Genomic DNA, 25,858 nt, shown 5'->3' with positions numbered 1-25,858 from the left:
GCTCCTTCAGCAGGAGTTGGTCTGGGTGAGCAGGCCCATCCGCCAAGGCAGCTTCAGGTAGTCGCCACCGGCACCGGGATCCTGGCCCTGGTAGACGAATTGCAGCCGGCAGGGATTGATCGTCAGCGTCTGGTCGTTGCTTGCGCGGACCAGCTCGCCATGGCTGATGTCCTGGGTCCAGGCGCCGTTGGGGAAGGTGACGTTGTTGCGGCCGGCGAAGGGTTGGCTTTCCGTTGCGGCCAACGGGGTCCAGTTGCCGGTGAGGCTGCTGGACACAAAGGACCGGAAGTACCGCCGTCCGGTGCCGCCGATCGCCTCCTGCATCAGGAGGTACTGGTTGGACCCGGCCACCTTGTACACATTGGTCGCCTCGAACAGGGCGAACTTGGAATCCGACAGCACGATCTGCGTGTTGCCGAATCCGTTGGGGAAGTTGGCCAGGCTGGTCTGTGCCCGGTAGATGTGGCCGTTGTCGTCGCTGAAGAACAAGAAGCAGTTCGTGGTGTCACAGATGACCCAGAAGTCGATCCAGGTACCGTCACCCTTGTTCTCCCGCACGATGTCGGGTTCGGTGGCGATGAACGTGCGCGGTGCCGACCACGATCGCGGATCGGCCGGGTTGGTGCTGGTCGAGTACGTCGGTGGCGCGGTCTGGTAGACCAGGTACCACAGGTTCTGCGGCGCGAAATGGAACAACTGCGGGGCGGCACGGTAGCCCGGCCCGATCGCCGAGGCCGTATCCAGGTAGGTGTGCGGAGCTGCCGCGGCCTGTGACCAGTCACCGAAGTTGAAGTTCACCAGGCCCCACCCGTTCGATCCGGCCGTCGTGGCGTAGACCAGCCACTGGTTGTTGTGGCGTACCACCGAGAAGTCCTTGATGGCGTAGCGGTTGGGGTGTTGCGCGTCGGCCTTCGGCCCGGCAAGCACACCGCTGGAGGACCACCGGAAGGTGGACGGCAGCGGACCGCTTGGGTTGCCGCCGCCGATGGGGACCAGCAGCCACTGCTGGTTGGTCCCGCCGCCGTCGGAGCGCTGCACGATCGTCGTCCCGTTCGCGGTGGAACCACTCGGGACCTCGAGAGCCTTGTTGCTGTTGCGGTTGATCAGCCGGACGTTGCCGTCTGGCGAGTCGGCCAACCGGAACTGCTGGTTCGTTCCGTTGTGCTCGGTCCACTGCGCGATGCCGGCGCCGTCGGCGGTCGAGGCGTTGAGCACGTCGAGCACCTTGGCGGAATGCCGTGCCCGCAGCCGGTAGTACCCGCCACCGGAATCCACGAACTGGAACTGCTGATTGGTGCCATCGTGCCGCGACCACTGCTGGATGGCGGCGCCGTTGGCGGTGCTCGCCCCCGAGACATCCATTGCCTTGCCACTGGCGCGGTTGACCAAGACGTACCAAGCGTTCGGGTCGACAGTGGCCGCTTGTGCCGGAATCACGCCGACCGCAGCCAGCAGACCGGCCACAAGGGCTATCACCAGGCCGAGCGCCGTCGGGCGCCGGCCGTACCGGGTCCTCTTCATGCGATGCATGTCCTTCTCCTTCGGCTAGAGGCGCTGGAGCTGGAAGCGCTGGTTGGCGTTGCCGGTGTAGGTCCACTGCGAAATGCGTGCGCCATCGGCGGCGGACGCTGCCCACACGTCCAGCGCCAGGCCGCTCTGCCGGTTGACCAGACTCACCGCACCGTTGCCGTGGTCGGTCACCTGCCATTGCTGGCTCGCGGCATTCGTGTCCGGCTGCTGCGTCACGTCCGCGCCACTGCTCGACCCCGACACCTGGAGTACGAGGCCGCTGTGGCGTGCCCTGATCCGGAAGTAGCCACCACCGGCATCGAGGAAGTCGAACTGCTGATTGGACCCACCGCTGACCGACCACTGCTGCAGCACGGCACCGGCGGACGTGGACGCGTTGGCGATATCGGCGGCCTTGCCGCTGTGTTGCGCCACCAGCCGGTAGTTGACGCCGATCTGGATCGGGCTGCCGCTGCTCGCGCCGTTCAGCGCGGTGAGCACGGCGTCGTAAGCCTGCTTCTTGTTGCCACTCCGGTCGAACAGCAACGGGTTCTCGCTCGCGCGCCAGGAGTCGATGTCCCGGACGCCCCAGGTGGTGATTCCGGTGCATCGCGACACGTTCAAGCACGCCCGGACAGTGTTGGCGTAGGCGGTCGGCGACGCCTGCGCGATGTCGAGTTCAGTGAGCTGTACGTCGACGCCGAGTGCCGCGAAGTTGGCCAGCGTGGTCTGGAATGTAGCGGGCGCACCGCCGCTGCCGAAGTGCGCTTGCAGGCCAACACAGTCGATCGGCACACCGCGGGACTTGAAGTCGCGTACCAGCCTGTAGACACCTTGCGTCTTGGCGGCGTTCCAATCCTCGATGTTGTAGTCGTTGTAGCAGAGCTTGGCGGCGGGATCCGCGGCACGAGCGGTACGGAACGCCTCCTCGATGAACCCGGTGCCGAGAACATCGCGGAACACCGAGGGACGAAGCTGGCCACTACTGCCGTCGGCGAATGCCTCGTTCACCACGTCCCACGAGTGGATCTGGCCGCGGTAACGGCCCGCCACGACGTTGATGTGGTTGTTCATCACGCCGCGCAGCGTGTTCGCGTCTCGGATATCGCTGACCCAACCGGGCAGCTGCGAGTGCCAGACCAGCGTGTGACCACGCAACTGCTTGTTCTGGCTGCGTGCGTGGTTGGCGATCCGGTCGGCCGAGCCGAAGGTGAAGTTGTTGCGGGACGGCTCGGTGTGGTCCCACTTCATCTCGTTCTCGGCGGTGATCGAGTTGAACTCGCGGTTGAGGATGGTCGTGTACTGCGAATCGCCCAGCTTGCCGCCGGCAACCGCGGCGCCGAAGTACCGGCCGGACTGGGCAGCTGCCGCGCCAAGGGTGGTGGCGGCGTCGGCCGCGTCGACGGATGCGGCGGCGCCGGGTGCGTTCGGAACGAGTGCCACGGTGCTGGTGACGGCGAGCGAGGCGATCGCCCAGCGAAGCAGTGGCCGGCGCCACCATCGGGCGGGATGGATCTGCGGGGTCATACGTCCTCCTTTGTCGGTGAAGCGACCCATTGCGAATGGGAGCGCTCCCAAGTTAAGGTCGGGAAAGCCAGTGAGGTCGGCGGTGATAGCGGGGCTGGCGCCCCCAGAATCGCCAGCCTGTTCAGCTGACTCGGAGGCCGTCCTGCGATGGGGGCGGGGGGCTGGCGCCGGCGACGAGCGCGCCACTGGAAATTCGCGGTTGAACCATGAGACTCCCGGGCGGGGGTGTCGATCCGATTCGGTCAGTTGCAGACCGTACGCGACACATTACGGAGAGCGCAATGCTTCAGTCTCATCAAGTTTGGTGTACCAAAATGGTTCAGTCTTATTAGGGCGGACCGCTGTGCCTTCCCTTCGGCAGTCGGCCCGCGACTTCGGTCGCCGGCCACCGTGATCAAGCGTATTTGTTCGATTCTGAACGTTCTTGCCCACCTCTGATCGGCTGATGGACACGGTCTGGCTCGGGGGCCATATTTCTTGAACATGTCACGCCGCGCACCAGCCGAAGCGGCGTAGCCCTCGAGCCGCTCGGAGAGGCGAAAACATGAACGGAAGACCGCACGAGTACGTAGCAAAACCATCGCGGAACACTCGATCGTTGCGCCGATTGCTGAGCCTTGTTGTGGCGACCGCACTCGCGGTGGGCGGGGTTGTCGCCACCCCGGCGCCCGCCAGCGCCGCCACCAACCAGTTCCGAGGGATGAACTGGGCCGTACTGGGTGACAACTTCAGCAGGGGCCCGCTCGTCATCTCGGGCCTGAGCCAGACCGACAGCAACGCGACCGTGCGGGCCAAGGCCAATGCCCTGTACGACGACATGGCGGCGATGGGCGTCAACACCGTCCGGCTGCCGATCAACACCCACACCGTGGGCACGACCTGGTGGAACAACTATCGGGGTGCCATCGACGCCGCGACCGAGCGCGGATTCAAGGTCATTCTCGCCTACTGGGAGGACGGCGCCGCCTCGGGTGGCAAGGTCACGAACTACGCCGCGTGGAACACCATGTGGTCCCGTGTGACCAGCACCTACGGCTCCAACACCAACGTGTATTTCGAGCCGATGAACGAGCCCCACGGCTACAGCTCGACGGACTGGCGCAATGTCGCGGCGAACTGGCTCCGCTACCACTATTCGGCGGTGCCCAGCCGGGTGCTCATCGGCGGCACCGGCTTCAGCCAGGACCTACGGGATATCTGCAACGACAGCCGCTTCAGTGGAACGCTGCTGTCTTTCCACTACTACACCTTCTTCTATGGCCCAATGACGTACGACGGTTTCCGAAGCCATATTCAGACGCGCCTGGGGAACTGCGCTTCCCGCGCGGTCATGACCGAGTACGGCGCGCCGATGTCCACCGGCCTCAACTATGCCAATGCGGCCAGCACCGACAATTTCGTGCGTTACGTTCGCGCCGTCACACAGGTCATGCGTGACAATCAGATGGGTGGCACCTACTGGCCCGCGCTCGGCGGCAAGCGCACCAACGGCGGCGGTTATGACTGGTATTCGATGTTCGCCCTGAGCGGTAGCGGCACCAACCTCAACCTGACCGTCCGCAATTCCTCCGGTCGTGACCGGATCAGGTACGGCTGGGGGCTATGAATCGGATCCACGCCCTGGGTGATTAATTGATTCGGTAATTCCAGCACGGTCGCAGACCAGCACTGCAGGCCGTTGAGAAGAATGCTCAGAATTAAATACAGATAGCAATAGAAAACCAGGTCAGAGGGCAGATCGGCGACGGCCGATCTGCCCTCGCTTTATGCCCGGAAACCCCACCCAAACCATGGTGGGCCAATGTTTCTTTGTGGTAGCTTCATTTTCAATCATAGTTCTACGGTGTCCTTCCCGGTCGTCACCACAGTGTTTTCCTTTGACCATGGCAACGACCGCGGAACCGCCCCACACCGGAGGTCCCAATGCGTTCTGCGGAAGTTCCTCGACAATGCCAGCTTCGTCATTGCAGATATCAGCTTTAACTGCTCTTGAGTACGCGCAGGAATGCGCGTGACCACTCGGGCACTCACCAGCGTGTCGTAGCCGTCGGCGCGAGCGTCGGCGGGAGCGCGGACACGTCACGTCCACAGGTCAATGCACTCCGTAATCATGCAGCTACACCCAGTACCGACCAAGGAGGTCTCATGGGGATGGCCACACCGTTTCAGCTTTCCGGGTTGCACGGACTCGCTCCGGCCGACCGAATCCTCTTCCAGCGTTACGGTCACGGCCGCGTCTGCAGGCCGGCCTTCAGCCGCATCCACCACGCCGTCGAAGGCCAGGCGCGCGCCCGTCCTCAGGCGATCGCGGTGGAACACCTCGGCGTTCGCCTCACGTATCAGGAACTCGACCGGCGGGCCGAACACGTCGCCACCCGGCTGGCCGCACTCGGCGTCCGGCCGGGTGATCGGGTCGGTCTGTTCCTCACACGTTCGGCGCATATGGTCGTCGGGATCCTGGCCATCCTCAAGGCCGGCGCCGCCTACGTGCCGCAGGACATCCGGATCACGCCACCACGACACCTGCGCCACGTCGTCAGCACGGCCGGCATCCAGGTCATCCTGACCACCCACGACCACGAGCTTCCCGCGGAGCTCGGCCAGGTCGTTTCGATCGACACCATCGCGGCCGAGCCCGGCCCAGCTCGAGCCGAGCGGTCCGGGGACGCGGCCGTGGTGATCTTCACGTCCGGCACGACCGGACAGCCGAATGGCGTCCAGGTGACCCACGCCAACCTCTGCAACGTTCTGCTCACCGAGCCGGGGTCGTTGGGAATCCGGCCGGGTGACCGGGTCGGGCAACTGCTGAACATCGCCTTCGACATGGCCGCCTGGGAGATCCTCGGCACGCTCGCGCACGGCGGCACACTGGTTGTCCGCGGCAACAACCTGGCGAGCACCGCGGAAAGCCTGAACGTCATCATCGCGACGCCGAGTATCTTGTCCACTCTGGACCCGACAGGATGCCAGGCCGTCCATACGGTCGCCGTGGCCGGTGAACGATGCCCACAGCCCCTCGCCGCGGCCTGGTCGCGGCGCGCGGCCTTCTACAACAGTTGCGGCCCGACCGAGGTCACCATCGTCAACACGATGCAGCGGTACGACGGCGCGCTGACCATCGGCAGACCGGTGCCCAACACGACGGTGTACATCCTGGACGACGAGCTCCGGCCGTGCCCGATCGGCGAGATCGGCGAGATGTGGGCCGGAGGCGCCTGCGTCACCGACGGGTACCTGGGTAACGAGGCGCTGACCGCCGAACGGTACCGGCCGGATCCGTTCCTCGGTGGTGCGAACAGGATGTTCCGCACCCGAGATCTGGCCCGATGGACTCCGGACGGTCAGCTGGAACACCACGGCCGGACCGACGACCAGGTGAAGATCGGGGGATTCCGGGTCGAACTGGACGCCGTCACCTCGGCGCTCGAGCAGACTCCCGGATGCACTCGCGCCGCCGTGGTGCTGCACCAGGACCGGTTGGTCGGTTTCGTCAGCCCGGCGACCGTCCAGCCGGAGGTGGCCCGGCAAGTCGTCGAGGAACTGCTGCCGTACTACTGCTCGCCGACCCTGATCGTGGCGGTGGACAAACTGCCGATGACCGAGCGCGGGAAGATCGACCGGCGTGCCCTGGTGTCCCGGTTGGACACCGTGGCATGACGACGACGCAGCTCGCGCTCCCTGGCCCGGGGCGGTCGTTGCGCGCAAGGGTCAAGCGCCGCCCGTTCACCCATCACAACCGGCTCGCCGCCGCCGTCGTTCTGCTCAACCTGGCGTTGGTCCCGATCGTCGACGCGTCGTCGATGGTGCTCGCCAACTTCGCCCTCGCCGTACTGATCCGCCAGCAGTACGTGATCAACCTGCTGTTCTGGTTGGCGACCAGTGTGCCCACGCACTGGCCACTGCGGATCCGGTGGACGATGGGCAAGGTGTACCACTTCGGTGGCCTGCACGTCGGCGCGTCGATCTGCGCCACCGCCTGGTTTCCCTTCACCGCGCCCTCCCTCGCCCTCACCTGGGTGATTCTGGCGCTGCTGATCGCGATGATCGTGCTGGCTCTGCCGGCACTACGGGCGCGACAGCACGACTGGTTCGAACGAGCTCATCGATTCGGTGGCTGGTCCGTCCTCGCGTTGTTCGCACTGCATGCGGGGGCGACCGCCAGTACGACGAGTCTGTGGGTGCTCTCGGTCGTGGGGTTCAGCGTTGCCCTGCCGTGGCTGCGGTTGCGCCGGGTGCCGGTCCGGATCGACCGTCCGTCCCGGCACGTCGCGCTCGTGTGGTTCGACTACGGGGTGACGCCGTTCGCCGGATCATCCACCGCGGTGAGCCGGAATCCCTTGCTCGAGTGGCATTCCTTCGCCAACGTACCGACGCCGGGGCAGGCTGGGTTCCGGCTGACGATCTCGCGCGCCGGGGACTGGACGGGCGCGCTCATCGACGACCTGCCGGCGTACGTCTGGGTCAAGGGCATCCCGACCGCGGGGGTCGGCAACATCGACAAGTTGTTCCGCAAGGTCGTCTGGGTCGCGACCGGCAGTGGCATCGGCCCGTGCCTGCCGCATCTGCTCGCCGCCGATACGCCGTCGCTGCTGGTCTGGTCGACCAGGCACCCACGGCAGACGTACGGCGACGCCTTGGTCGACGAAATCCTTGCCGTACAGCCCGATGCGGTCATTTGGGACACCGACGCGGCAGGCAAACCCGATCTGCTCGCGCTGACCTATCAGGCCTACGTCCAGTCGGGCGCCGAGGCGGTCATCTGCATCTCCAACAAAAAGACCACCTGGCAGATCGTCGAGGAGCTGGAGATGCGTGGCATTCCGGCCTTCGGCGCGATCTGGGACTCGTGAGGAGACACCATGGACTACCTGAACCTGCACGTCGAGGACAGCGACATCGTGACGCTGACCATCACCCGCCCATCCGCCCGCAACGCGTTGTCCGCCGGGGTGCTGACCGAACTGCAGCACTTCCTCCGTACCGCGTCCAAACCGATGATCCTGACCGGTGCGCCTGGACCCGCGTTCGTCGCCGGCGCGGACATCCGCGAAATGGCGGCCATGACTCCGGCCGAAGGTGCCGAGTTCGGCCGGCTCGGTCAGACCGTGATGAATCTGCTGGAGAGCGTGCCCGCACCGGTCATCGCGTGCGTGGACGGGTACGCGCTCGGCGGCGGATGCGAACTGGCGATGGCCGCGGACTTCATCTATGCGACCTCGAAGGCCGTGTTCGGCCAGCCGGAGGTGCTGCTCGGACTGATTCCCGGCTTCGGCGGCTGCGTGCGTTTGCAGCAGCTGGTCGGTCCCGGCCTGGCCCGTGAACTGATCTACTCCGGCCGCAAGATCGACGCCGCGCAGGCTCAGCGCATCGGACTCGTGAACGAGGTCTTCGATTCCAGGCAGGACATGCTCGCGGCCGCCGCCCGTACCCTTCGCGAGATCGCGCAGAACTCGCCTGTCGCGGTGGCCCTGTGCAAGGACGCGATCAACGGCGCTCGCGGAACGAACGTCGTCACCGGCCTCGAGCTGGAGGCGGCGGCGTTCCGGCAGGCGTTCACCACACCGGACATGCGCGAGGGGACGGATGCGTTCCTGGCCAAGCGCACGCCTGTCTTCCAACGCGCCACCTAACAGAATGGAACCGTTGCAGGTCGCCGAAGCGCTGAGCCGACTGACACCGGACCACCGGACGGTGGTGGTCCGCGCCTACTACCTGGGTCAGTCGGTCGCCGAACTGGCCGAGGCGCTGAACGTGCCGCGGGACACCGTCCGCTCCCGACTGCACTACGGCCTGCACGCGCTCCGGATCGCCTTGCAGGACGAAGGCCCGAAATGAGTTCCTTCGCTCATTCGGGCCTTCGCCCACACGTCAGACCGAGGTTGTGATCAGGAGAGCGCCCATTGCTGGTTGCCGCCGCCGTGGCAGGTCCAGAGGTGGACCTTGGCGCCGTTGGCGGTGCCGGCGCCGCTGACGTCCAGGCAGAGCCTGGACTGCACACCGGTGATGGTGCCGTTGGTGTTGAACTGCCACTGCTGGTTGGCTCCCCCGGTGCATTGCGAGATCACGACCTCGGTGCCGTTGGTGGTCTGGTTGTTCAGGGCGGTCGCGCACCGGGTGTTGCCGCCGCTGTAGACGGTCAGCTGGCCCGTTGCCGTACGGGTCCAGATCTTGTTCGCGCCGCCGGAGCATGCCCAGATGTTCAGCTGTGTCCCTGGGGTGGTGCTGTTGTTCGGAACGTCCAGGCACTTGCCCGCGGCCAGCGCGAAGACCTCACCGGTGCTGGGGCGCAGAGCGCGTTCGATGCCTGCCGCTGCCATGACCTGCTGCGCGCCGACGGGCCAGGAACCGCTCACCTGCACGTTCCCTCGGACGACGTTGTTGTGCGGCGGCCCGGTGGCCACGTTGGTCACGCCGGTGTTGTACCAGTTGTCCGCGAAGACGTTGTCGTTGGTGTTGTTGGTGTTGCTGGCGTTGGTGAAGGCGAAGACCCCGCTGTCGATGACCACGTTGTTCGACACGGAGACATAGCGCGAGCCTTCGTCCAGATACAGGCCGACCGTGCCTCGGTTGTCATAGACGAGGTTGTGGTCGATCGAGCCACCGGGGTTGGCGGACAGGTTGTAGAGGCTGCCGCCGTCGTGGAGGGACTTCTTGGTGCCGTGGACGACGTTGTACCTGACGATCGTCTCGCGCAACGTCGTCGGAGTCGTATAGACCGGCTGGTAGTCGTACAGGCCGCGGTTGCGGTAGTCCTGGCTACCGCCGGGATCGTTGGCGCCCCAGCCCCAGCCGACGTCGATACCGTCGTACGCGAGGTTGGACACCTCGTTGTGCTCGATGACGGCGCGGGTGGCGTACGTGGACAGGATGCCTGCCATGTCCTTGTAGTCCTTGGCGACATCGGTCACCAGGTTGTTCTTGATCAGGATGTCCCTGTTGACCATCGCGGGATTGGCCGGGTGGTGCGCGTCCGGACGGACTCCGCCGATGAGGATCCCGCCACCGGAAAGGTCCGTGAAGGTGTTCTGGGTAACGGTGATGCTGGATGCGCCGAGGCCGATACCCGACTGGTGCGCGTTGGCGTCATTGCCAATCCCCAGGCCTACCTGGCCGAGGTGGCGGAAGGTGTTGTTGGTGAAGGTGACTCCGGTGGCAGCTGAGACCTGTACGGCGGCGGGCACCTGCCCCCAGCCGTTGCGCGTGCCCTCGAACTGCCGGCAGCCCGATTGACACGAGGTCAGGAAGTCGCCGGGCATCTGGTGGGCGGCCGGGATGAAGGCGCCGCTCTGCTGATTCGCATAACCGATCGAGGTTCCCGGCTGCAGCCAGGTGGTGTGCTCGAAGACCATGTCCCGCATGGTGATGTTGCGGATCGGGTCGGCGTAACTGCCGCTCAGCTGGACCAGCGAGGTCAGGCGCGGCAGCACGATGTCCCGCCCGACGGGCGACTGGCCGGCGGCTGCCTTGTAGTAGAGCCGTCCGGCCTGGGGGTCCAGGTACCACTGTCCGGCGTTCCTCAGGAACGAGTAGGAGTTGTGCAGCGTCAGACCGCCGCCCGCGAAGGGCCTGGCGAGGGTGTCGTACCCCCAGTTGTTGTTGTTCCACGCGGGCTGCTGCATCGTGATGGTGGTGCCGCTGATGCTCTGTACGGGCGAGTACCGGTCGGTGAACGAGTTCAGGCTCTCCAACTCGATCCGGTTCTGCTGCGGCAGCGTGGCGAGGTAGTTGAGTGCGGAGTTCGTGATGGTCATGCCGCTGTTCGTGATCCGCACATCGTTGCGCGAGATGGCGATCGACGCGCGCGGCGCCAGCGTTCCGTCCACGTAGAGCTGCCGGGAGTCGACGCCCTGAGGGACCGACGCGACCCAGATGTTCGCGCCCGCGTCGTGCTGCGTCCAGCCGGTCACAGGCTGGCCGCCGGACACCCTTGGTGTCGCGCCTGGGCTGGCCTGCCACGTGACGGTGTGGCCGTTGCGTCCTGAGTCGGCACTGGTGAACCTCAGCGGTTCGGACAGCCGGTGGACACCACCTGCGAGCTCCACGACCACGTCGGTCTCGCCGGACTGGGCACGGGCCATTTCCTGGGCCTTGGCGAGGGTGGCGACCGGGCTCTCCGTGGAACCCGAGTTGCGGTCGTTGCCGTGCGGGGCGACCACGATCCGCACGGCCGCGATGTCAGCGGCCTGTGCGGGAGGGACGGCGAGCATCGACCCGGTGAGGGCGGTCGCCGCGATGGTCGCGGCGATCAACGAGCTGGTGCCTGGGGGCATGGGTGTATCACCTTTCCGGAGGGCGGGTTGGTTGATCCGGTCGGTTGAGTGCGGGCGGGCAGTTCGAGGGCGAGGCAGTCAGTCCGTGAAATGTGTCTGACTCATCTGAGGCCTCAGGGCAATGCGTCGTGCGCGACGATGTGACGTTTGATGGCTCACGAGGGCGGATTGTTATGTTTAGGTAACACATAACAATCGGCAGATGACACTCAGTCAAGAGATGAGACTTACTAATCTTTCGATCTGGGAGCCTTTGCAGACCCAACTGGCTGTATCCTCGGACCGGCGTCCGCAAGTCTGGCGGTCCTACACGAAGGGGGCAGGCAGGTGGACAGCGCGTCCCTTCCGGCCGACACCGGCGCATCCACGCATCAGCCGCAGGCCGGCCCGTACCGGCCCGGTTACGAATTGGTGGCCGAGCAGATCCTGCAGCTCATCGCGGAGCTGGAACTGCGGCCCGGCGACCGCATGCCCACCGAGAACGAACTCGCCGCACGCCTGGGCTCCAGTCGTACCGTGGTGCGGGAAGCGGTCAAGATCCTCTCAGCGATCGGCCGAATCCGGGCCCAGAAAGGCCGCGGACTCTACGTCTCCGATGACGAGGGAATGCTGGGCTCGTCACGATGGGGAGGGTTCTTCCATCCCACCGATCTCGATCACGTGTACATGCTCTTCGAGTTCCGCCGGGTTCAGGAGACCGCTGCCAGCCGACTGGCAGCGACCCGCGCGACGCCGGCCGAACTGCGAGCCATCGAAGCCGCCGCCGAGACCTGCCGGCATGGTCACCTGACCGGGCAGGCCGCGGTGTTCAATCGCGGCGACGACGACTTCCACCTCGGCATCGCCACCGCTTCGCACAACAACTTTCTGATCGCCTCGGTGCGCGAGGCCCGCCGCCTTCAATACCAGTCCACCACCATCGGCCTGCACGGCACGGTCGGTGGCCACGCGGCGGAAGCCACCGAGGAGCACGCCGCAATCTTCCAGGCCATCCGGGACGGCGACCCCGAGGCAGCGGCACAGGCCACCGCCCTCCACCTCGACAACACGCTCGAGGACTACCGCCGAGAGATCCAGCGCCGAGTCTTCGGCTGACTCCGGCCGGCACTCCCCATTGCCAGACGGGTGGGCATGCAACATTATGTTAGCGCTAACTTCCCAGGTGCCGCCCACACTAAGGATCTGGTCAAATGCGCTCGTCCCCGCCCCGCAATGCGCGTTCTGTCCGGCGGTTCATGCTGACCGCGGTCGCGACCGTACTCGCCGCCGTGGCGAGCATCGTCGTCGTCCCATCGGTCGCTTCAGCCGCCGGCCCTGCGCCGCACTACCTGATGACGGCGTTCACCAACAGCAGCGAGTCGAACATGTACGTCTACGACTCCGCGAACGCGACCAACTTCACCCAGGTCAGAGCGAACGCCTACACACCGCCGTCGGGCCTCATCCGCGATCCCAGCGTGATCAGGCACACCGACGGTTACTACTACATCGTCTACACGACGAACTGGACCGGCGACACGATCGGTTTCGCCCGCAGCGCGGACTACGTCAGCTGGACGTTTCTGCGCAACGTCCGGGTCGGCCTCAACGGAGCCACCGGCAGCACTTGGGCGCCGGAGTGGTTCAAGGACTCCGACGGCAGCGTGCACGTGATCTTCTCCGCGTCCACTACCGGAACGGCGGGACAGTTCCGGCCGTACCGGATCACCGCGACGAACTCGGACCTGTCGGCATGGAGCAGCCCGGTCGCGCTCGGCATCCCGGCCAACTTCATCGACAGCTTCGTGGTCAAGGTCGGCGGGACGTACCACAACTTCCTCAAGAACGAGACGACGAAGTACATCGAGCACGCCACCGCCACCTCGCTGAACGGCCCGTGGACGTTCGTCGGCACGGGCAACTGGGCGGGCTGGGGTGCCGGGCTGGAGGGGCCCGCGGTCGTGCGGCTGCCCGACGGCCGCTGGCGGATCTACTTCGACCAGTACGGCCAGCGCCGGTACTACTACGCCGACAGCTCCAACCTGAACTCCTTCGGCGGCAAGGTCGAGATGCCCGGGCTGTCCGGCGTCGCGCGGCATTTCACGGTGCTGCGGGAGGACTCCGGCGACACCACCGCCGTACCGACGGGCAACCGGTCCCTGCGCTTGGTGAGCCACCCCGACCGCTACGTCCGGCACCGCGACAATCTGGCGTACGTCGAGCCGGTGAGCTCGTCCAGCAGCGTCACCGCTCGCCAGGACGCGACGTTCACCATCGTGCCGGGACTGGCGAACGGCAACTGCTACTCGTTCCGGTCGGTGAACTTCCCGGACCGCTATCTGCGGCACTACGCCTTCCGCGTCCGGCTCGACACCAACTCCGGTGATTCGACGTTCGCCCGCGACGCCACGTTCTGCGGCCGTGCCGGTCTGGCCGGAGGCACCAGCACGTCGTTCGAGTCCTACGCCCATCCCGGCCGGTACCTGCGCCACTACAACTTCGAGGTGCGCGTCGACTGGCGCACCTCGGACGCGGCGTTCGCACGTGACGCGTCGTTCACCCTTTCCGCGCCACTAGCCTGAAAGGACAGTCGATGAAAACCACACTCCATCGCCTGCTCGTGCTGGTACTGATCACCGTCACCTGCGTTGCCGGTCTGCCTGTGCCGCAGGCGATCGCGACGCCGGCGGTGCGGAACACGAACCCGATCGCGGAGCGGCGTGCCGATCCGCACATCTTCAAGCACACCGACGGTTTCTACTACTTCACCGCGACCGTCCCGGAGTACGACCGGATCGTCCTGCGCCGCGCGACCACGATCCAAGGCCTGGCCACGGCGGCGGAGACGGTGATCTGGCGCAAGCACTCCAGCGGTGAGATGGCCGCCCACATCTGGGCACCGGAGATCCATTTCATCAATGGCAAGTGGTACGTCTACTTCGCGGCTGGGCGTAGTGACGACATCTGGCGGATCCGGATGTACGTGCTGGAGAGCTCGAGTGCCAACCCGTTGACCGGAACCTGGACCGAACGCGGCCGCGTCACGACACCGTGGGACACCTTCTCGCTGGACGCCTCCACGTTCGTCAACAACGGCGTGCGGTACCTGACCTGGGCACAGCAGGAACCGGGTATCGCTACCAACTCCAACCTGTACGTCGCCCGCATGGGCGCGAACCCGTGGACGATCACCGGCCAGGTGACCCGGCTGACAGTGCCGACGCTGACCTGGGAGACCCGTGGACACAAGGTCGCCGAGGGGCCGACAGTCCTGCAGCACAACGGAAAGCTCTTCCTGACGTACTCGGCCAGCGCCACCGACGCGAACTACTGCCTCGGCATGCTGACCGCGTCCGCCTCGTCGGACCCGCTCAACGCGGCATCGTGGACCAAGAGCCCCAACCCCGTGTTCGCCAGCAACGCCGCGACCAGTCAGTACGGACCGGGCCACAACTCGTTCACGGTGTCCGAGGACGGCCAAAGCGACATCATGGTTTACCACGACCGCAACTACCGCGACATCGTCGGCGATCCGCTCAACGACCCGAACCGCCGTACGCGCGTACAGAAGGTCTACTACAAGGCCGACGGCACACCGGACTTCGGCATCCCGGTGGCCGACGGCCCGACGCCGGTCCGGCTCAAGTCGTACAACGCTGACCGCTTCGTACGGCACTGGGAGTTCCGCGCGAAGCTCGAAGCCAACGTGGCCCCGCTGGCCGACTCGCAGTTCAAGATGGTGACGGGCCTAGCCGGTTCCGGCACTGTGTCGTTCGAGTCGACCAACTTCCCCGGCTACCACCTGCGGCACCGCAACAACGAACTGTGGGTCGAGCGCAACGACGGCAGCACCCTGTTCCGCAACGACGCCAGCTTCACTCAGCGCGCCGGACTCGCCGCCAGCTCGGCCGTGTCGTTCGAGTCCCTGAACTTCACCGGCCGCTATATCCGGCACAGCAACGGACTGCTCTACCTGCAACCAGTGACCGACGCGCAGGCCCGCGCGGACGCCACGTTCGTACTGGAATGACACGTCACGTCGCGCTGGATTGAGCAGCCGCATGGAGGGCGGCGGCGACACCTTCGACCGCAGGGGTTCTGGTTGCACGGGTGAGGAGGAAGACCTCGCGATCGAGGGCGCCCTCGGCGAGGGAGCGGACCGCGACGCCGGGAACGCCGTAGCCGAGCACGAGGTCGGGAAGGAGGGCGCAGGCGCCGGTGGTGCGGACCATCTCGACGAGGATCAGGAAGTCATCGGAGGCGTAGCGCAGGTCGGGTTCGAAGCCGCCGAGTGCTCGGCAGGCGCGGATTTGCATCTCACGATGACCGGTGCCCGGCTGGCAGGCGGCCCACCGGGCGTCGGCGAGTTGCGTCATCTGGACCGGGTCTTCGGCTGCCAGCGGATGTGTCAGCGGCAGGACCAGCCGCACGTGCTCCCGCACGAGCGACTCCCGAGCCAGGTCGCGATGCACCGGCCGCGGCTGGCCGGAGTACTCGTCGCCGACCACCGCGTCGAGTTGCCGCAGGCGAAGCGCCGGCACCGCCTCCTCGACCTCAGCCTCAGTCACCTCGACCCGGATGTCGGGGTGACTTCGACCGAGCGCGGCGACAGCAGGAGCCACGATGCGCAGGAAGGCGGATTGAAAAGCAGACACCCGTACGACGCCCGCCGGGTGGCCCGCGGCGATCGCGGCCACCTCGGCCTCGGCTGCCTCCATCCCATCGAGCAGGGCGGCCGCGTGCCGGACCAGCGCTCGGCCCGCGTCGGTAAGCCGCACGTTCCGGCCGGCCCGTTCGAGCAGCTTTGCGCCTGCCTCACGCTCGAGCACCGCGAGCTGCTGGGAGATGGCGCTCGGTGTGTAGCCAAGCGCCCGCGCGGCGCCGTGAACGGTTCCGCGGGCGTCGAGTTCGCGGAGCAGTCGGAGGCGGCGGAGATCGAGCATCGTTCAGAAATGCTACTTGGTTCCATGCACAAAGAGGAGATGGACGTGAATAGTTGACGATGCCAGCATCGTCCTGTGAGTGCCTCCCTCTGCTTGTTGTCCGCCGCCTGTTTCGGCGCCATGGCGATCTTCGGGAAATACGCGTATGACGAGGGGGTCGAGCTCGGAGACCTGTTGCTCCTGCGCTTCGCGATCGCGGCCGCGCTGCTGCTCGCCGTCGCTCACGCGACCGGCGCCTTGCGTGGTCTATCGCGCCGCTCGATCATGGCCGGGCTCGCGATGGGCGGGATCGGCTACGCGACGCAGTCCGGCCTGTTCTTCGGCGCGCTCGAGCGGATGGATGCGTCCCTGCTTGTGCTGATCCTCTACGCGTACCCGGCCCTCGTGATGGTCGGCGCGGTCGCCCTCGGCCGCGAGCGGGCCACCGGACGCCGGATCGTCGCGCTGCTGGTCGCCTCGGCCGGGACCGCCCTCGTCCTCGGCGGCGCAGCATCGGGCAGCCTGGACGGTGTTGGTACGGCGATGGGCTTCGGCGCCGCACTCGCCTACAGCGTCTACATCCTGACCGGCGATCGGATCGGCCCGCGCATCCCGCCGCTGGCGCTGAGCGCGCTCGTCTGTACGGGCGCGGCCGGGACGTTCAGCGTGGCCAGCGCAGCGCAGGGTGGGCCTGAGCTCGACTTCGGTGCCACCGGATGGGGATGGGTGACAGCAATCGCCGTGATCAGTACGGTCGCCGCGATCCTCCTCTTCTTCGCAGGAATGGCACGGGTCGGTCCGTCAGCCGCGTCGATCCTGTCGACGCTTGAACCTGTCGTCACGGTCTGCCTTGCGGCAGCAGCGTTCAACGAGTCCCTCGGCGCGGTGCAACTGGCCGGCGCTGCCCTCGTACTCAGCGCGGCAGCAGTAATCCAGTGGCCGAGTCGGATGCCGGTGTTGCCGGCGTACCAGTCGCCGGTGTTCGAGTTGAGGAAGTGAAAGTCGAGGGAGTGACTGTCGAAGGAGTGGCTGTTAACGGGGTGGCCGTCGACGCGCTCTGGGGTGGCGGCGTGCTGGCGGGCGAAGGTGCCGTCGAAGGCGTTCGCTGAGTGGGCGTGCTGCTCTGCGTGGGCGTACGAGAAGGCGTAGCTCCAGGCGAGGTGCTGCTGGGAGAGGCGGTAGACGGTGTTGGTTGCGAAGAGGCGCTTTGTGATGGCTGTGTCGATGTGGTCGGCCGGTCAACAGAGCCGGGCTGGGTGCGGCCGGTGGTGGTCTGGGATTCCGGCGCGTCAGTCTTCGGCGTACTGGACCTGATTCCCGGTGCAGGGTCGATGTCGGTCGTCGGCGGCTGTTTCGTCTCACTGCCGTACAGAAGAACTCCGGCCATCACGGCCGCTACCGTCGCGAGGGCTGCGACCAGGCCGGCTAGCAGGGTGTTGCTCGGCATCCGGGCGGCACTGAAGGTGTCTCCGAGCGGTTCGACGCGCAGGGCGCCGGCCGCGATCTCGGCGGCCGACGGACGATCGGCGGCATCCTTGGCGAGCATCCGGAGCAGCATGTCCTCGAACGGTCCGCCCAGTTCGGGCCGGAGCAGACTCGGAGGTGCCGGAGCAGCGTCGACATGCTGGTAGAGAATCGCCGTGGGGTGATCCGCAACGAACGGCGGCTGACCCGTCACCAACTGGTACAGCACGCAACCCAGCGAGTACACGTCCGAGGCTTTGACCGCGCGGCCGCCGCTTGCTCGCTCAGGTGCGAGGTAATGGGCGCTGCCGATGATCTGGCCCGTCGCCGTCAACGTAGTCGCCTCGTCTGCCGGCAGGTGGGCGATGCCGAAGTCCGCGACCTTGACCAAGCCGTCCGCGGTCAGTAACAGGTTGCGCGGCTTCACGTCCCGATGGACGACATCCACCCGATGCGCCGCGGCCAGGCCCGCGGCAGCCTGTTCGATGATGTCGATCGCGCGATCTTTCGGCAGCGGTCCGCGCTGGGCGAGTTCCTCGGCGACAGTCCGGCCTTCGACCAGCTCCATCACCAGGAAGAACCCGTCCCCGTGCCGGCCGAAGTCGTACACGGAGACCACGTGCGGGTCGCTCAGCTTCGCGGCCGCCTGTGCCTCGCGATGAAACCGCTCACCCGCGTCCGGATCCTGTGACGGCAACAGCAGCTTGACCGCGACCAGCCGGCCCAGTTGCTCATCGGTGGCACGGAACACCTCTCCCATGCCACCCCGCGCAATGGACGGACCGAGTCTGTATCGCTTCGCAACCAGCACCGCAGATCAGTACCCGACACCCCACATATCAACCTGCTACTTCAGTTAGGCGGACGTCCTGCCCAGCAGGCGCCGACGCGGCGGACCAGGATCCCCGGCCGCGCGGTTTTCGGTGGATGCGCCCACGAGCTGCTGGCGCCGATATTCGTCGACTGGGCGGTGTTGTTCGACGTACCCACCGTCCGGCCGCCGGACGACGATGCCGGTCTCGACGCCGAGCTCCGCGATCCGTGCATCGTGTTCTTGTAGCCCGAGGCAGATGCGGCGGGTGATCACCAGTGCGGCGGGTGGGCCCAGGATCAGGAGGACCTGGAAGAGCTGCAGGAGTGAGTTCACCGAAAGGTGGAACAACACGGCCATCGTGTCCGCCCCGGCTGCGGCCCAGAGCACACCATAGAAGGTGATGCCGGCGACTCCGATGCCCGTTCGGGTCGGGTTGTTGCGCGGCCGCTGGAGGAGGTGGTGATGGTTACGGTCGCCGGTCAGACGCTCCTCGATGAACGGGTAGACGGCGACGAGCGCGAGGAACAGCGTGCAGACCGTGACCGGCAGGAGTACCGCCAGGGTGATCGTCTTGCCCTGCACGACGAATTCCCAGCCTGGTGCCAGCCGGAGCGCGCCGTCGACGAAGCAGAGCAGACCAACACTCTTGACCGCAGCCACGCGTGCCGGACGTCCCACCACGTTGTCCTCGGTTCGCCCGGGTCCGGTGAACTGCGCGGGCCTGTGCCTGAGTGCGAGGACCGCACCGACAACGAAGAGGACTACAAGTACGGCGGGCAGGACGACGACGTGCAACGGGTAGAACCACGAGAGCACATCGCCCGGAAACTGGCCCCCGAACAGCACCGCCGAGAGAGCAGGGCCGACGACCGGAGTCGCTTGCAGGACACCATCGAGTACGGCGAGGCTCGTGCCGGACGCCATGTCATCCGGGAGTGAGGTGCCGGTGAGGGCGGCGGCCAGCGTGACGGTCAGGACCCCGAAGACGACGAGCCAGTTCACCCGCCGTGGCCGACGGAATCCAGCGGTGAAGAACAGCCGCAACAAGTGCAGCGTGATAGCCGCCGTCATGATCAACGTGGCCCAGTGATGGATCTGGCGCATCAGCAGACCACCGCGGACCTCGAAGGTGATCGCCAGGGTGGACTCCAGTGCACGTGACATCGGTACGCCGCGCAGCGGTGCGTACGGTCCGTCGTACACGACATGATCGACCGACGGTTCGTAGTACACCGTCAGAATCACGCCGCTGAGCACGATCACGACGAAGCTGTAGAAGGCGATCTGGCCGAACAGCAGCGACCAGTGGTCGGGGAATACCCTTGCTCGCAGGTTGCTCCACGGGCGATGCATGGCTCGACCCCTCCTGTCATCCAGCCGGGCCGCACTACGCGGTCACCCATACGACCCCGCAGCCATCGCGCCTGTGACATCCCGTGTCACACATCACGCTCGCGGTGCTTTGGCGGCGTCAGGGGCGGGGCTGGGACACGTTCTCGACCAGCCACCGGGCCAGCGGGCGCAACTGGGTGAGAGCGGAGATCACTCGGTCGGCCGCGGCGGGTGTGTGAATCCAGTCGTCACAGCCGAGCGGCCGGGTCGCGATGACCGACCGGTGCCTCAGCAGCTGCGCCCGCGGGTGGTCGGCCGGATACCCCCGCAACGGCCGCTTCAGCAGGTCACCCGAGATCACGAACCCCTCCCCCTCGAGCTTCCGCACGATCCCGGTCAGCCGCCGCCCGGAACCGGAATCCGCGACCGCGGCCCGATACCGCTCGATCTGCACCGCCGGCGCGTACCACCACGCCACGCCGACCTCCAGACCGTCGAGATCGAACCGGACGCTCAGTTCGACGTTCCGGCCCAGCCGAACGATCGCGCTCTGCCGCTGCCATGCCTCCACCAGAACCTCGCCGTAGCCCCAGACAGAGAAGTCCTCGTACGCCGGATCCGCCTCAGCCACCGCATTGAGCAGCTCAATCATCGGACGGCGAACCAACTCCTCCCGGTCTCGCCTCCATCGCCGCCTGACCTCGGCGGAAGGATCACCGTCAAGCTGGAGCAGCACATCGAAAGCGGCCCGCGGCCACCCCTCGAAATCACTGGTCACGACTGGCAGCCTAGATCCTCCTATGCTGGCGGGCATGCATGTCGAGTTCAGCGGAGAGGTCTGGTACTGGCGGGGGCCTGCGCCCTGGTACTTCGTGACAGTCCCGGATCAGGAGTTCCTCGACCTACAGGCCACTTCCACCTACGTGAGCTACGGCTGGGGAATGATCCCGGTGACAGCCCGTGTAGGCGAAACCGAGTGGACCACATCCCTGTGGCCCAAGGACGGCAGCTACGTCGTACCGCTCAAAACGGTCATCCGGAAAGCCGAGCAGATAGAAGAAGGCGACACCATCACCGTCCGCCTCTTCGTGGCCGTCTGACCTAGTGGTGAACTACCCGTCCGTCATGCGGCACGTTCGAACCAGTCGAGCGCGAGGTCGGCGACCGCGGCGGGAGCGTCGTCGGTGATGAAATGCGCTGCGTCGTCGACGTAGGCGAACTCGACGCGATCGGCGTACCGCTCCGGATTGCGGCAGACCCGCCGCATGTTCTTCTCGGTCCAAGGGTGGTCGCGACGGCCGAAGACGACGAGGGTCGGCACCGTGAGCCGCCGGCGCTGGTAGACCCCGCGCATGATGCGCATGGCTTCGGGCAGGATCATGCCGCGGGTGAGCGGACGCACCGCGCCGTCGATGTCGGGTCGGGCAAACGGGGCGAGGTGGGCTTCGACGGTGGCCTCCGACATCGGGCGGGCGACGTACGCCTCGGAGAAGGTACCGCGCAGTGAGGCGCCCGGGCGGTGCCAGATGAACGCGGGCAGGTGCCGGAAGCCCGGGAGTAACTTCGGGCTGAACGTCATGAAGCCCGGCGGCACGGCGAGCTGCACTGCCGTGCGTACCCGCTCGGGATGCTCGTAGCTCAGCTGCATCGCGGTGATGACGCCCATGTCGTGGGAGACGAGGTCGGCGCGCTCGATGTGGAGTACGTCGAACAGGGCGAGCAGGTCGCGGAGCCGGGTCTCGCGTTCGACCCGCGGATCGGCGGCCACGGTCCAGCCGGCCCCGCGCAGATCTGGGCAGATGACGCGGTAGCCACCTGCGGCGATGGCCGGAGCTATGGCGCGCCACTGCCACCAGTGCTGCGGGAATCCGTGCAGCAGCACGACCGGCCGGCCTTCCCCGATCGCGGCGACATGAGTGCGAAGGCCTGGCGTTTCGACGACGAGATGCTCGAAGCCGGCGGCCTCTGGCAGCGGCGGCGACCAGGCCGAGACGTCGACGGAACGGTTGATGCGGGGATCGGGCGTGGTCATGGCCGCCTCCTTCGTGCGGTGGACTACTATTTTTATAGTAGATCTCTTGGAAGGGGACGTCCATGCCGGCGGCCACCCGGGAACGCGCACTCGAGGCGGCCGTGGAATTGCTCGGCGCGGAGGGTGTGCGCGCGTTGAGCCATGCGCGGGTCGACGAACGGGCAGGCCTCCCGCCCGGGTCCACCTCGAACTGGTTCCGCACCCGCCGGGCGCTGCTCGCCGGCGTGGTGGACTGGATCGCCGAGCGCGAGCGCGCCGATTTCGACCCGGCCGCGATGCCTGCGATCACGGGACTCGACGGGCTGATCGAGGGTTTGTGCGCCATGGCCGAACTGCAGACCGGGCTGTTCGCCACGCGCACCCGCGCACGCTACGCCCTCTTCCTCGAACTCACCGGCGACCCTGAGCTTGGCGAGCCGCTGCGGCGGCAGCGCCGCGAGTTCGAGCGGTGGACCGAGCGGATTGTGATCGCCGTCGGCATCGCCGACCCCGTGCCGGCAACCCGCGCCCTGATGGCACTCGCCGACGGCCTGCTCCTGCACCGCCTCACCGTCGACCCCACCCTCGACCTGCGCCCCACCATCGAACGCGCGGTGCGCGCCCTCGCAGCGTCTTGACCTGACGCTCAGCGTAGACAAGCAGCGCGCCACCATCCCACCCGCGAGCGATCCGGACGATCAGGCACGAGACGACGTTCGTCACGTGGTCGCAGCGCGGGATGTGGCGCGGCCCATTCGGGTCACGGCTTCGGTCAAAGTGGCTTGTGAGGTCGCGAAGTTCAGCCGGACATGTCCTGCCCCTCCGGCGCCGAAGACGTGCCCGGAGCTGAGCGCGACCTTGGCCTCAGCAAGGAAAAAGCGCGCAGGTCCGGCGAGCTCGCTGACGATCCCGGGCCCTTCCCCTACGCCGTCGGTTTCAGCACGGGCGTCATACAGGCTGAGCTCGCGGCAGTCGAGCCACGCGAGGTAGGTACCTTGCGGGGGCGTCCACCGGACCTCCGGGAGGTGCTCGGCGAGCAGCGAGCCCAACAGCGCGCGGTTCTGGTCGAGCCCGATCAGAAGGGCGTCCAGCCATGGCTCGCCGTGGCGGAGCGCTGCGGTGTGGGCCAGGATGCCCAGATGACTGGGTCCGTGGCTCACCTCCTCCGGCAGGCGAGCCAAGTCGGAGCGTGACTCCGGTCCCGCAATGGCGAGGGCTGCTTTCAGACCGGCCAGGTTCCACGCCTTCGAGGCGGAAGTGACCGCGAAGGCGTTCTCGGCACCGTCGACGCTGAGGTAAGGGGTGAACGTGGCCCCGGGGAGGACCAGCGGGCCGTGAATCTCGTCGGAAACCACCCGGACGCCGTGACGCCGTGCGAGCGCAGCGATGCCTTCGAGCTCCGCGTGGGAGTGCACGACCCCGGTCGGGTTGTGCGGGTTGCTCATCAGGTACGCGACGCGGGAGCTCTGCGCCCGGGCCCTGCTGAACGCAGCGTCGAGCACGGCGAGATCGACCCGTCCGTCCGGGGCCAAGGGAGCCTCGAGAACACGGCGGCCGTCATGGCTGACGAAGGCGTAGAACGGCGGGTAGACCGGCGCGCTGACCACGACGGTGTCGCCGCGATCCGTGATGAGTCGGAGCACCTCGACGATTCCGAGCATCACGTCGGGAACGATCGCCGTACGCGAAACCTCCACGCCTGACCAACCCCAACGCCGCTCCGCGAACGCGGCCAGCGCCTCGGCGTACCCCGTCCCGAACGGGTACCCGGTGTCCCCGCGGTCGATGGCCGCCCGCAGCGCTTCGGCGACCGGTTCGGCCAGCACGGCGTCCATCTCCGCGACCCACAGCGGCAATACGTCCGCAGGATGGGTCCGCCACTTCAGGCTGGTGCGCTCCCGCAGCTCTTGCGGAGTCAGCTGCTCAAGCGGGTTGGCCACGCCACCCGACGGCTCGTTCATCAAAACTCAGCCCCTTCCAGCCGATGCGGCAAGGACACTACGGTGCCGCTGACGAAGGGTGTCGGATCGGGGCCTGCCGTACGACACCGCCTGTCGCCGCCCTCCGCCCGGTCGGGCGGCTGTGTTTGGATGGTGCGGTGTCGGATGGTTGGAGCGAACTGCCAGAACCCGGGCGACTTCGGGGCCGTCGTCAGCCTGTCGGCGGCGATTTGCTCGCCGGACGGTACCGGTTGGCTCATCTGCTCGGTCACGGTGGTGCCGGACAGGTCTGGCGTGCCGACGACCTGGAGCTTGGTAGACCGGTTGCGGTCAAACTACTCCGGCAGTCCGGTACGACTGGCGATGCGCCTCCGGATGCGATTCGTGCCGAAGCGCGTAAGGCCGCACGTTTGGTCCACCCGAACGTTGTCGCGGTGTACGACGTGGTCGCCGGTGACGACAGTCCCGCCTTCCTGGTGATGGAGCTGGTCGACGGCCCGAATCTTGCCGAGGTGCTGCGAACCACGGCGAACGGTCAGGCAGCGTCCGCGCAGGTCGCCGAGATCGCCGTACAGATAGCTCGGGCGTTGGACGCCGCACACGCAGCGGGCGTAGTGCACTGTGACATCAAGCCAGGCAACCTGCTGTTGGCGCCGGACGGCACGGTGAAGGTGACCGACTTCGGCATCGCAGCCATATCCGTAGGCATCCCCGCATCCACAGGTTCCGGGCAGGACCGGGAGTTGCTCGGCACTGCGCCCTACGTGTCTCCTGAGCAGGTTCGCGGCCAGCCCGCCACGCCGGCCAGCGACTGGTACGCCTTGGGGTGCGTCCTGTACGAACTACTCGCCGGTCGTCCGCCGTTCGTCGCCGACACGCTCGAGGAAGTACTCGGCCAGCACATCCACACCGCCCCGGTCCCGATTCAAACCATCCGACCCGACGTGAATGGGGACCTGGCCGCCGTGGTCATGGCGCTGCTGGCGAAGGACCCGGCCCGCCGGCCGGCCTCGGTCCAAGCGGTGAGCGCAGGGGTGAGCGGTAGCCGAGCACTAGACCCCTCGGGTCAAACACAGGTGCTGCCGGTCCTCGATTCCGTTGCTCCGACGGCAGCCGCGCACGGCGACCAGTCAACTCATCGACCCGACGCGTCAACGACCTGGCGCCGTCACAGGCTTCTGCCGATCGCCGCCATCGCAACGGCGGCTCTCATCGTCGCCGCCGCAGTAGCGGTGTGGCGCGACAGCACGACGTCGACAGACGCCGGCCAACCGCAACCCGGCCTGACCACAAAGGCCACGGCTGCGCCACGGCCATCTTCGCCGCGGCCGTCTTCGCCGCCGGCAACCCGTTCAACGCCCACGTCGGCCGGCAGCACGACGCCAACCGCTGCCCGCCTGAATACCGGGGCAACACTGACGTCCCTTGCGCAGCTCTTGCGCGAACAATCCCGTGGTCGCGAAGGCAAGGTCGGAAGAGCAGCAGCCAGGGACATCGATCAGGTCATTGCATACCTGGCTGCCGGTGAGACCGACAAGGCTGCCGAGAAGTACCGCGATACCGGCAAGCGGCTCGCCGAGGCGCAACGGGACGGCCGCTGGACCCCCACGCCGCAGATCACCGCCCTGCTCGGCCAACTCGACCGCACGCTCGTCCAGGGCAACTAGCGCGCCAAGCAGGAGCTCCTGCAGTAGGCAGGAGCTCCAGCCCAGGCACTAGCCGGCCAGCTTCGAGACCTGGTAGTGGCCGATCCGCCAGTTTTCCGCATCGTTGCCACGGGCAACGATGCTGAGGAAGACCTCGACGGTCGGCCGGTCGACGAAGGAGAAGGCGACCTTGAGGTACCCGAGGACGAGGTCGTCGGCGAGCTGCCGGGTCTCGAGGAGGTCGTAGTCGGCCTTCATGCCGAGCGGCTGCGAGGCGTAGTACGCCGCTACGCCCGCCGGGCCGATGCTGTACGGGTGCAGGCCCTGGAAGATCGCGTCCTCGGTGAAGACCGCGGCAACGGCTTCCGGGTCGTGGGCGTCGACGCCGACCTTCCACCGGTCGAGGACCGTGGTGAGAATGCTGGTGGTGGTGTTCATATTTCG

Annotated in this window: 22 protein-coding genes; 12 read left to right on the top strand and 10 right to left on the bottom strand. The window is 66.7% G+C overall.

Features of this window, described 5'->3' with window-relative positions; all coding sequences use genetic code 11:
• Positions 1-6: 6 nt before the first annotated feature.
• Both OG394_RS04515 and OG394_RS04510 read right to left on the bottom strand, forming a co-directional pair.
• Positions 7-1,530, bottom strand: a complete 1,524-nt coding sequence (locus tag OG394_RS04515) for a non-reducing end alpha-L-arabinofuranosidase family hydrolase (RefSeq protein ID WP_328993585.1) — start codon at positions 1,528-1,530, stop codon at positions 7-9.
• A 15-nt stretch (positions 1,531-1,545) separates the two neighbouring features.
• Positions 1,546-3,036: an endo-1,4-beta-xylanase gene (locus OG394_RS04510; RefSeq protein ID WP_328993584.1), complete on the bottom strand. Its 1,491-nt coding sequence runs from the start codon at positions 3,034-3,036 to the stop codon at positions 1,546-1,548.
• A gap of 598 nt (positions 3,037-3,634) precedes the next feature.
• Between OG394_RS04510 and OG394_RS04505 the strand changes: the two genes are divergently transcribed.
• The 5 genes from OG394_RS04505 (at position 3,635) to OG394_RS04485 (ending at position 8,871) form a co-directional block, all read left to right on the top strand.
• Positions 3,635-4,642, top strand: coding sequence for a glycoside hydrolase family 5 protein (locus OG394_RS04505; protein WP_328993583.1), 1,008 nt, complete (start codon positions 3,635-3,637; stop codon positions 4,640-4,642).
• A 545-nt stretch (positions 4,643-5,187) separates the two neighbouring features.
• Positions 5,188-6,693, top strand: coding sequence for an amino acid adenylation domain-containing protein (locus tag OG394_RS04500; RefSeq protein ID WP_328993582.1), 1,506 nt, complete (start codon positions 5,188-5,190; stop codon positions 6,691-6,693).
• A complete protein-coding gene (locus OG394_RS04495) occupies positions 6,690-7,886 on the top strand; it encodes a hypothetical protein (protein WP_328993581.1) in 1,197 nt (398 codons plus the stop codon). The genes OG394_RS04500 and OG394_RS04495 overlap by 4 nt, the downstream gene beginning before the upstream one ends.
• Before the next feature lie 9 nt (positions 7,887-7,895).
• Complete coding sequence (locus OG394_RS04490; RefSeq protein WP_328993579.1) at positions 7,896-8,666, top strand: enoyl-CoA hydratase/isomerase family protein; 771 nt, start codon at positions 7,896-7,898, stop codon at positions 8,664-8,666.
• A gap of 4 nt (positions 8,667-8,670) precedes the next feature.
• A complete protein-coding gene (locus tag OG394_RS04485; protein ID WP_328993578.1) occupies positions 8,671-8,871 on the top strand; it encodes a sigma factor-like helix-turn-helix DNA-binding protein in 201 nt (66 codons plus the stop codon).
• 50 nt (positions 8,872-8,921) lie between these two features.
• Here the strand turns inward: OG394_RS04485 and OG394_RS04480 are convergent, their stop codons facing one another.
• Positions 8,922-11,306, bottom strand: coding sequence for a ricin-type beta-trefoil lectin domain protein (locus OG394_RS04480; protein ID WP_328993577.1), 2,385 nt, complete (start codon positions 11,304-11,306; stop codon positions 8,922-8,924).
• Positions 11,307-11,717: 411 nt separating this feature from the next.
• Between OG394_RS04480 and OG394_RS04475 the strand changes: the two genes are divergently transcribed.
• From OG394_RS04475 to OG394_RS04465, 3 genes are all read left to right on the top strand, one after another.
• Entirely contained in the window at positions 11,718-12,401 is a 684-nt protein-coding gene (locus tag OG394_RS04475; protein ID WP_328993576.1) for a FadR/GntR family transcriptional regulator, read from the top strand.
• A gap of 95 nt (positions 12,402-12,496) precedes the next feature.
• On the top strand, positions 12,497-13,867 hold the full coding sequence (locus tag OG394_RS04470) for a glycoside hydrolase family 43 protein (protein WP_328993575.1): 1,371 nt from the start codon (positions 12,497-12,499) through the stop codon (positions 13,865-13,867).
• An 11-nt stretch (positions 13,868-13,878) separates the two neighbouring features.
• Positions 13,879-15,315, top strand: coding sequence for a family 43 glycosylhydrolase (locus OG394_RS04465; protein ID WP_328993574.1), 1,437 nt, complete (start codon positions 13,879-13,881; stop codon positions 15,313-15,315).
• A gap of 4 nt (positions 15,316-15,319) precedes the next feature.
• Here the strand turns inward: OG394_RS04465 and OG394_RS04460 are convergent, their stop codons facing one another.
• On the bottom strand, positions 15,320-16,228 hold the full coding sequence (locus OG394_RS04460; protein ID WP_328993572.1) for a LysR family transcriptional regulator: 909 nt from the start codon (positions 16,226-16,228) through the stop codon (positions 15,320-15,322).
• A 75-nt stretch (positions 16,229-16,303) separates the two neighbouring features.
• Between OG394_RS04460 and OG394_RS04455 the strand changes: the two genes are divergently transcribed.
• The gene (locus OG394_RS04455) at positions 16,304-17,206 is read left to right on the top strand and encodes a DMT family transporter (RefSeq protein WP_328993570.1); all 903 of its coding nucleotides are present in this window, start codon (positions 16,304-16,306) and stop codon (positions 17,204-17,206) included.
• On the opposite strand, the gene OG394_RS04450 is transcribed toward OG394_RS04455, so the two are convergent.
• From OG394_RS04450 to OG394_RS04440, 3 genes are all read right to left on the bottom strand, one after another.
• Complete coding sequence (locus OG394_RS04450; protein ID WP_328993569.1) at positions 17,121-18,482, bottom strand: serine/threonine-protein kinase; 1,362 nt, start codon at positions 18,480-18,482, stop codon at positions 17,121-17,123. The genes OG394_RS04455 and OG394_RS04450 overlap by 86 nt on opposite strands.
• Positions 18,483-18,527: 45 nt before the next feature.
• On the bottom strand, positions 18,528-19,838 hold the full coding sequence (locus OG394_RS04445) for a cytochrome b (RefSeq protein WP_328993568.1): 1,311 nt from the start codon (positions 19,836-19,838) through the stop codon (positions 18,528-18,530).
• A gap of 118 nt (positions 19,839-19,956) precedes the next feature.
• Positions 19,957-20,469 carry a DUF2461 family protein gene (locus tag OG394_RS04440; RefSeq protein WP_328993566.1) on the bottom strand — a complete coding sequence of 171 codons (513 nt, stop codon included), beginning with the start codon at positions 20,467-20,469 and terminating at the stop codon, positions 19,957-19,959.
• 160 nt (positions 20,470-20,629) lie between these two features.
• Here OG394_RS04440 and OG394_RS04435 point away from each other — a divergent pair, with 160 nt between their 5' ends.
• Positions 20,630-20,917 (top strand): DUF1905 domain-containing protein, encoded by a 288-nt coding sequence (locus OG394_RS04435; RefSeq protein WP_328993565.1) that lies wholly within the window; start codon positions 20,630-20,632, stop codon positions 20,915-20,917.
• Between the two features lie 23 nt (positions 20,918-20,940).
• Here the strand turns inward: OG394_RS04435 and OG394_RS04430 are convergent, their stop codons facing one another.
• Complete coding sequence (locus OG394_RS04430; protein ID WP_328993564.1) at positions 20,941-21,849, bottom strand: alpha/beta fold hydrolase; 909 nt, start codon at positions 21,847-21,849, stop codon at positions 20,941-20,943.
• Between the two features lie 62 nt (positions 21,850-21,911).
• On the opposite strand from OG394_RS04430, the gene OG394_RS04425 reads away from it, so the two are divergent.
• Positions 21,912-22,466, top strand: a complete 555-nt coding sequence (locus tag OG394_RS04425) for a TetR/AcrR family transcriptional regulator (RefSeq protein WP_328993563.1) — start codon at positions 21,912-21,914, stop codon at positions 22,464-22,466.
• Positions 22,467-22,547: 81 nt separating this feature from the next.
• Here the strand turns inward: OG394_RS04425 and OG394_RS04420 are convergent, their stop codons facing one another.
• On the bottom strand, positions 22,548-23,789 hold the full coding sequence (locus OG394_RS04420) for a MalY/PatB family protein (protein WP_328993562.1): 1,242 nt from the start codon (positions 23,787-23,789) through the stop codon (positions 22,548-22,550).
• 137 nt (positions 23,790-23,926) lie between these two features.
• Here OG394_RS04420 and OG394_RS04415 point away from each other — a divergent pair, with 137 nt between their 5' ends.
• Positions 23,927-25,435 (top strand): serine/threonine-protein kinase, encoded by a 1,509-nt coding sequence (locus tag OG394_RS04415; protein ID WP_328993561.1) that lies wholly within the window; start codon positions 23,927-23,929, stop codon positions 25,433-25,435.
• 48 nt (positions 25,436-25,483) lie between these two features.
• Here the strand turns inward: OG394_RS04415 and OG394_RS04410 are convergent, their stop codons facing one another.
• Positions 25,484-25,852: a hypothetical protein gene (locus OG394_RS04410; protein ID WP_328993560.1), complete on the bottom strand. Its 369-nt coding sequence runs from the start codon at positions 25,850-25,852 to the stop codon at positions 25,484-25,486.
• Positions 25,853-25,858 lie beyond the last annotated feature (6 nt).

The organism is Kribbella sp. NBC_01245 (assembly GCF_036226525.1).
GTDB lineage: Bacteria > Actinomycetota > Actinomycetes > Propionibacteriales > Kribbellaceae > Kribbella.
This window is presented reverse-complemented; position numbering and strand designations above follow the sequence as displayed.

Coding starts and splice junctions, on each gene's coding strand:
- OG394_RS04470 (WP_328993575.1), top strand. CDS start 12,497: ATGCGCTCGTCCCCGCCCCGCAATGCGCGTTCTGTCCGGCGGTTCATG.
- OG394_RS04510 (WP_328993584.1), bottom strand. CDS start 3,036: ATGACCCCGCAGATCCATCCCGCCCGATGGTGGCGCCGGCCACTGCTT.
- OG394_RS04420 (WP_328993562.1), bottom strand. CDS start 23,789: ATGAACGAGCCGTCGGGTGGCGTGGCCAACCCGCTTGAGCAGCTGACT.
- OG394_RS04490 (WP_328993579.1), top strand. CDS start 7,896: ATGGACTACCTGAACCTGCACGTCGAGGACAGCGACATCGTGACGCTG.
- OG394_RS04435 (WP_328993565.1), top strand. CDS start 20,630: ATGCATGTCGAGTTCAGCGGAGAGGTCTGGTACTGGCGGGGGCCTGCG.
- OG394_RS04410 (WP_328993560.1), bottom strand. CDS start 25,852: ATGAACACCACCACCAGCATTCTCACCACGGTCCTCGACCGGTGGAAG.
- OG394_RS04480 (WP_328993577.1), bottom strand. CDS start 11,306: ATGCCCCCAGGCACCAGCTCGTTGATCGCCGCGACCATCGCGGCGACC.
- OG394_RS04495 (WP_328993581.1), top strand. CDS start 6,690: ATGACGACGACGCAGCTCGCGCTCCCTGGCCCGGGGCGGTCGTTGCGC.
- OG394_RS04460 (WP_328993572.1), bottom strand. CDS start 16,228: ATGCTCGATCTCCGCCGCCTCCGACTGCTCCGCGAACTCGACGCCCGC.
- OG394_RS04500 (WP_328993582.1), top strand. CDS start 5,188: ATGGCCACACCGTTTCAGCTTTCCGGGTTGCACGGACTCGCTCCGGCC.
- OG394_RS04425 (WP_328993563.1), top strand. CDS start 21,912: ATGCCGGCGGCCACCCGGGAACGCGCACTCGAGGCGGCCGTGGAATTG.
- OG394_RS04515 (WP_328993585.1), bottom strand. CDS start 1,530: ATGCATCGCATGAAGAGGACCCGGTACGGCCGGCGCCCGACGGCGCTC.
- OG394_RS04440 (WP_328993566.1), bottom strand. CDS start 20,469: ATGATTGAGCTGCTCAATGCGGTGGCTGAGGCGGATCCGGCGTACGAG.
- OG394_RS04465 (WP_328993574.1), top strand. CDS start 13,879: ATGAAAACCACACTCCATCGCCTGCTCGTGCTGGTACTGATCACCGTC.
- OG394_RS04445 (WP_328993568.1), bottom strand. CDS start 19,838: ATGCATCGCCCGTGGAGCAACCTGCGAGCAAGGGTATTCCCCGACCAC.
- OG394_RS04485 (WP_328993578.1), top strand. CDS start 8,671: ATGGAACCGTTGCAGGTCGCCGAAGCGCTGAGCCGACTGACACCGGAC.
- OG394_RS04430 (WP_328993564.1), bottom strand. CDS start 21,849: ATGACCACGCCCGATCCCCGCATCAACCGTTCCGTCGACGTCTCGGCC.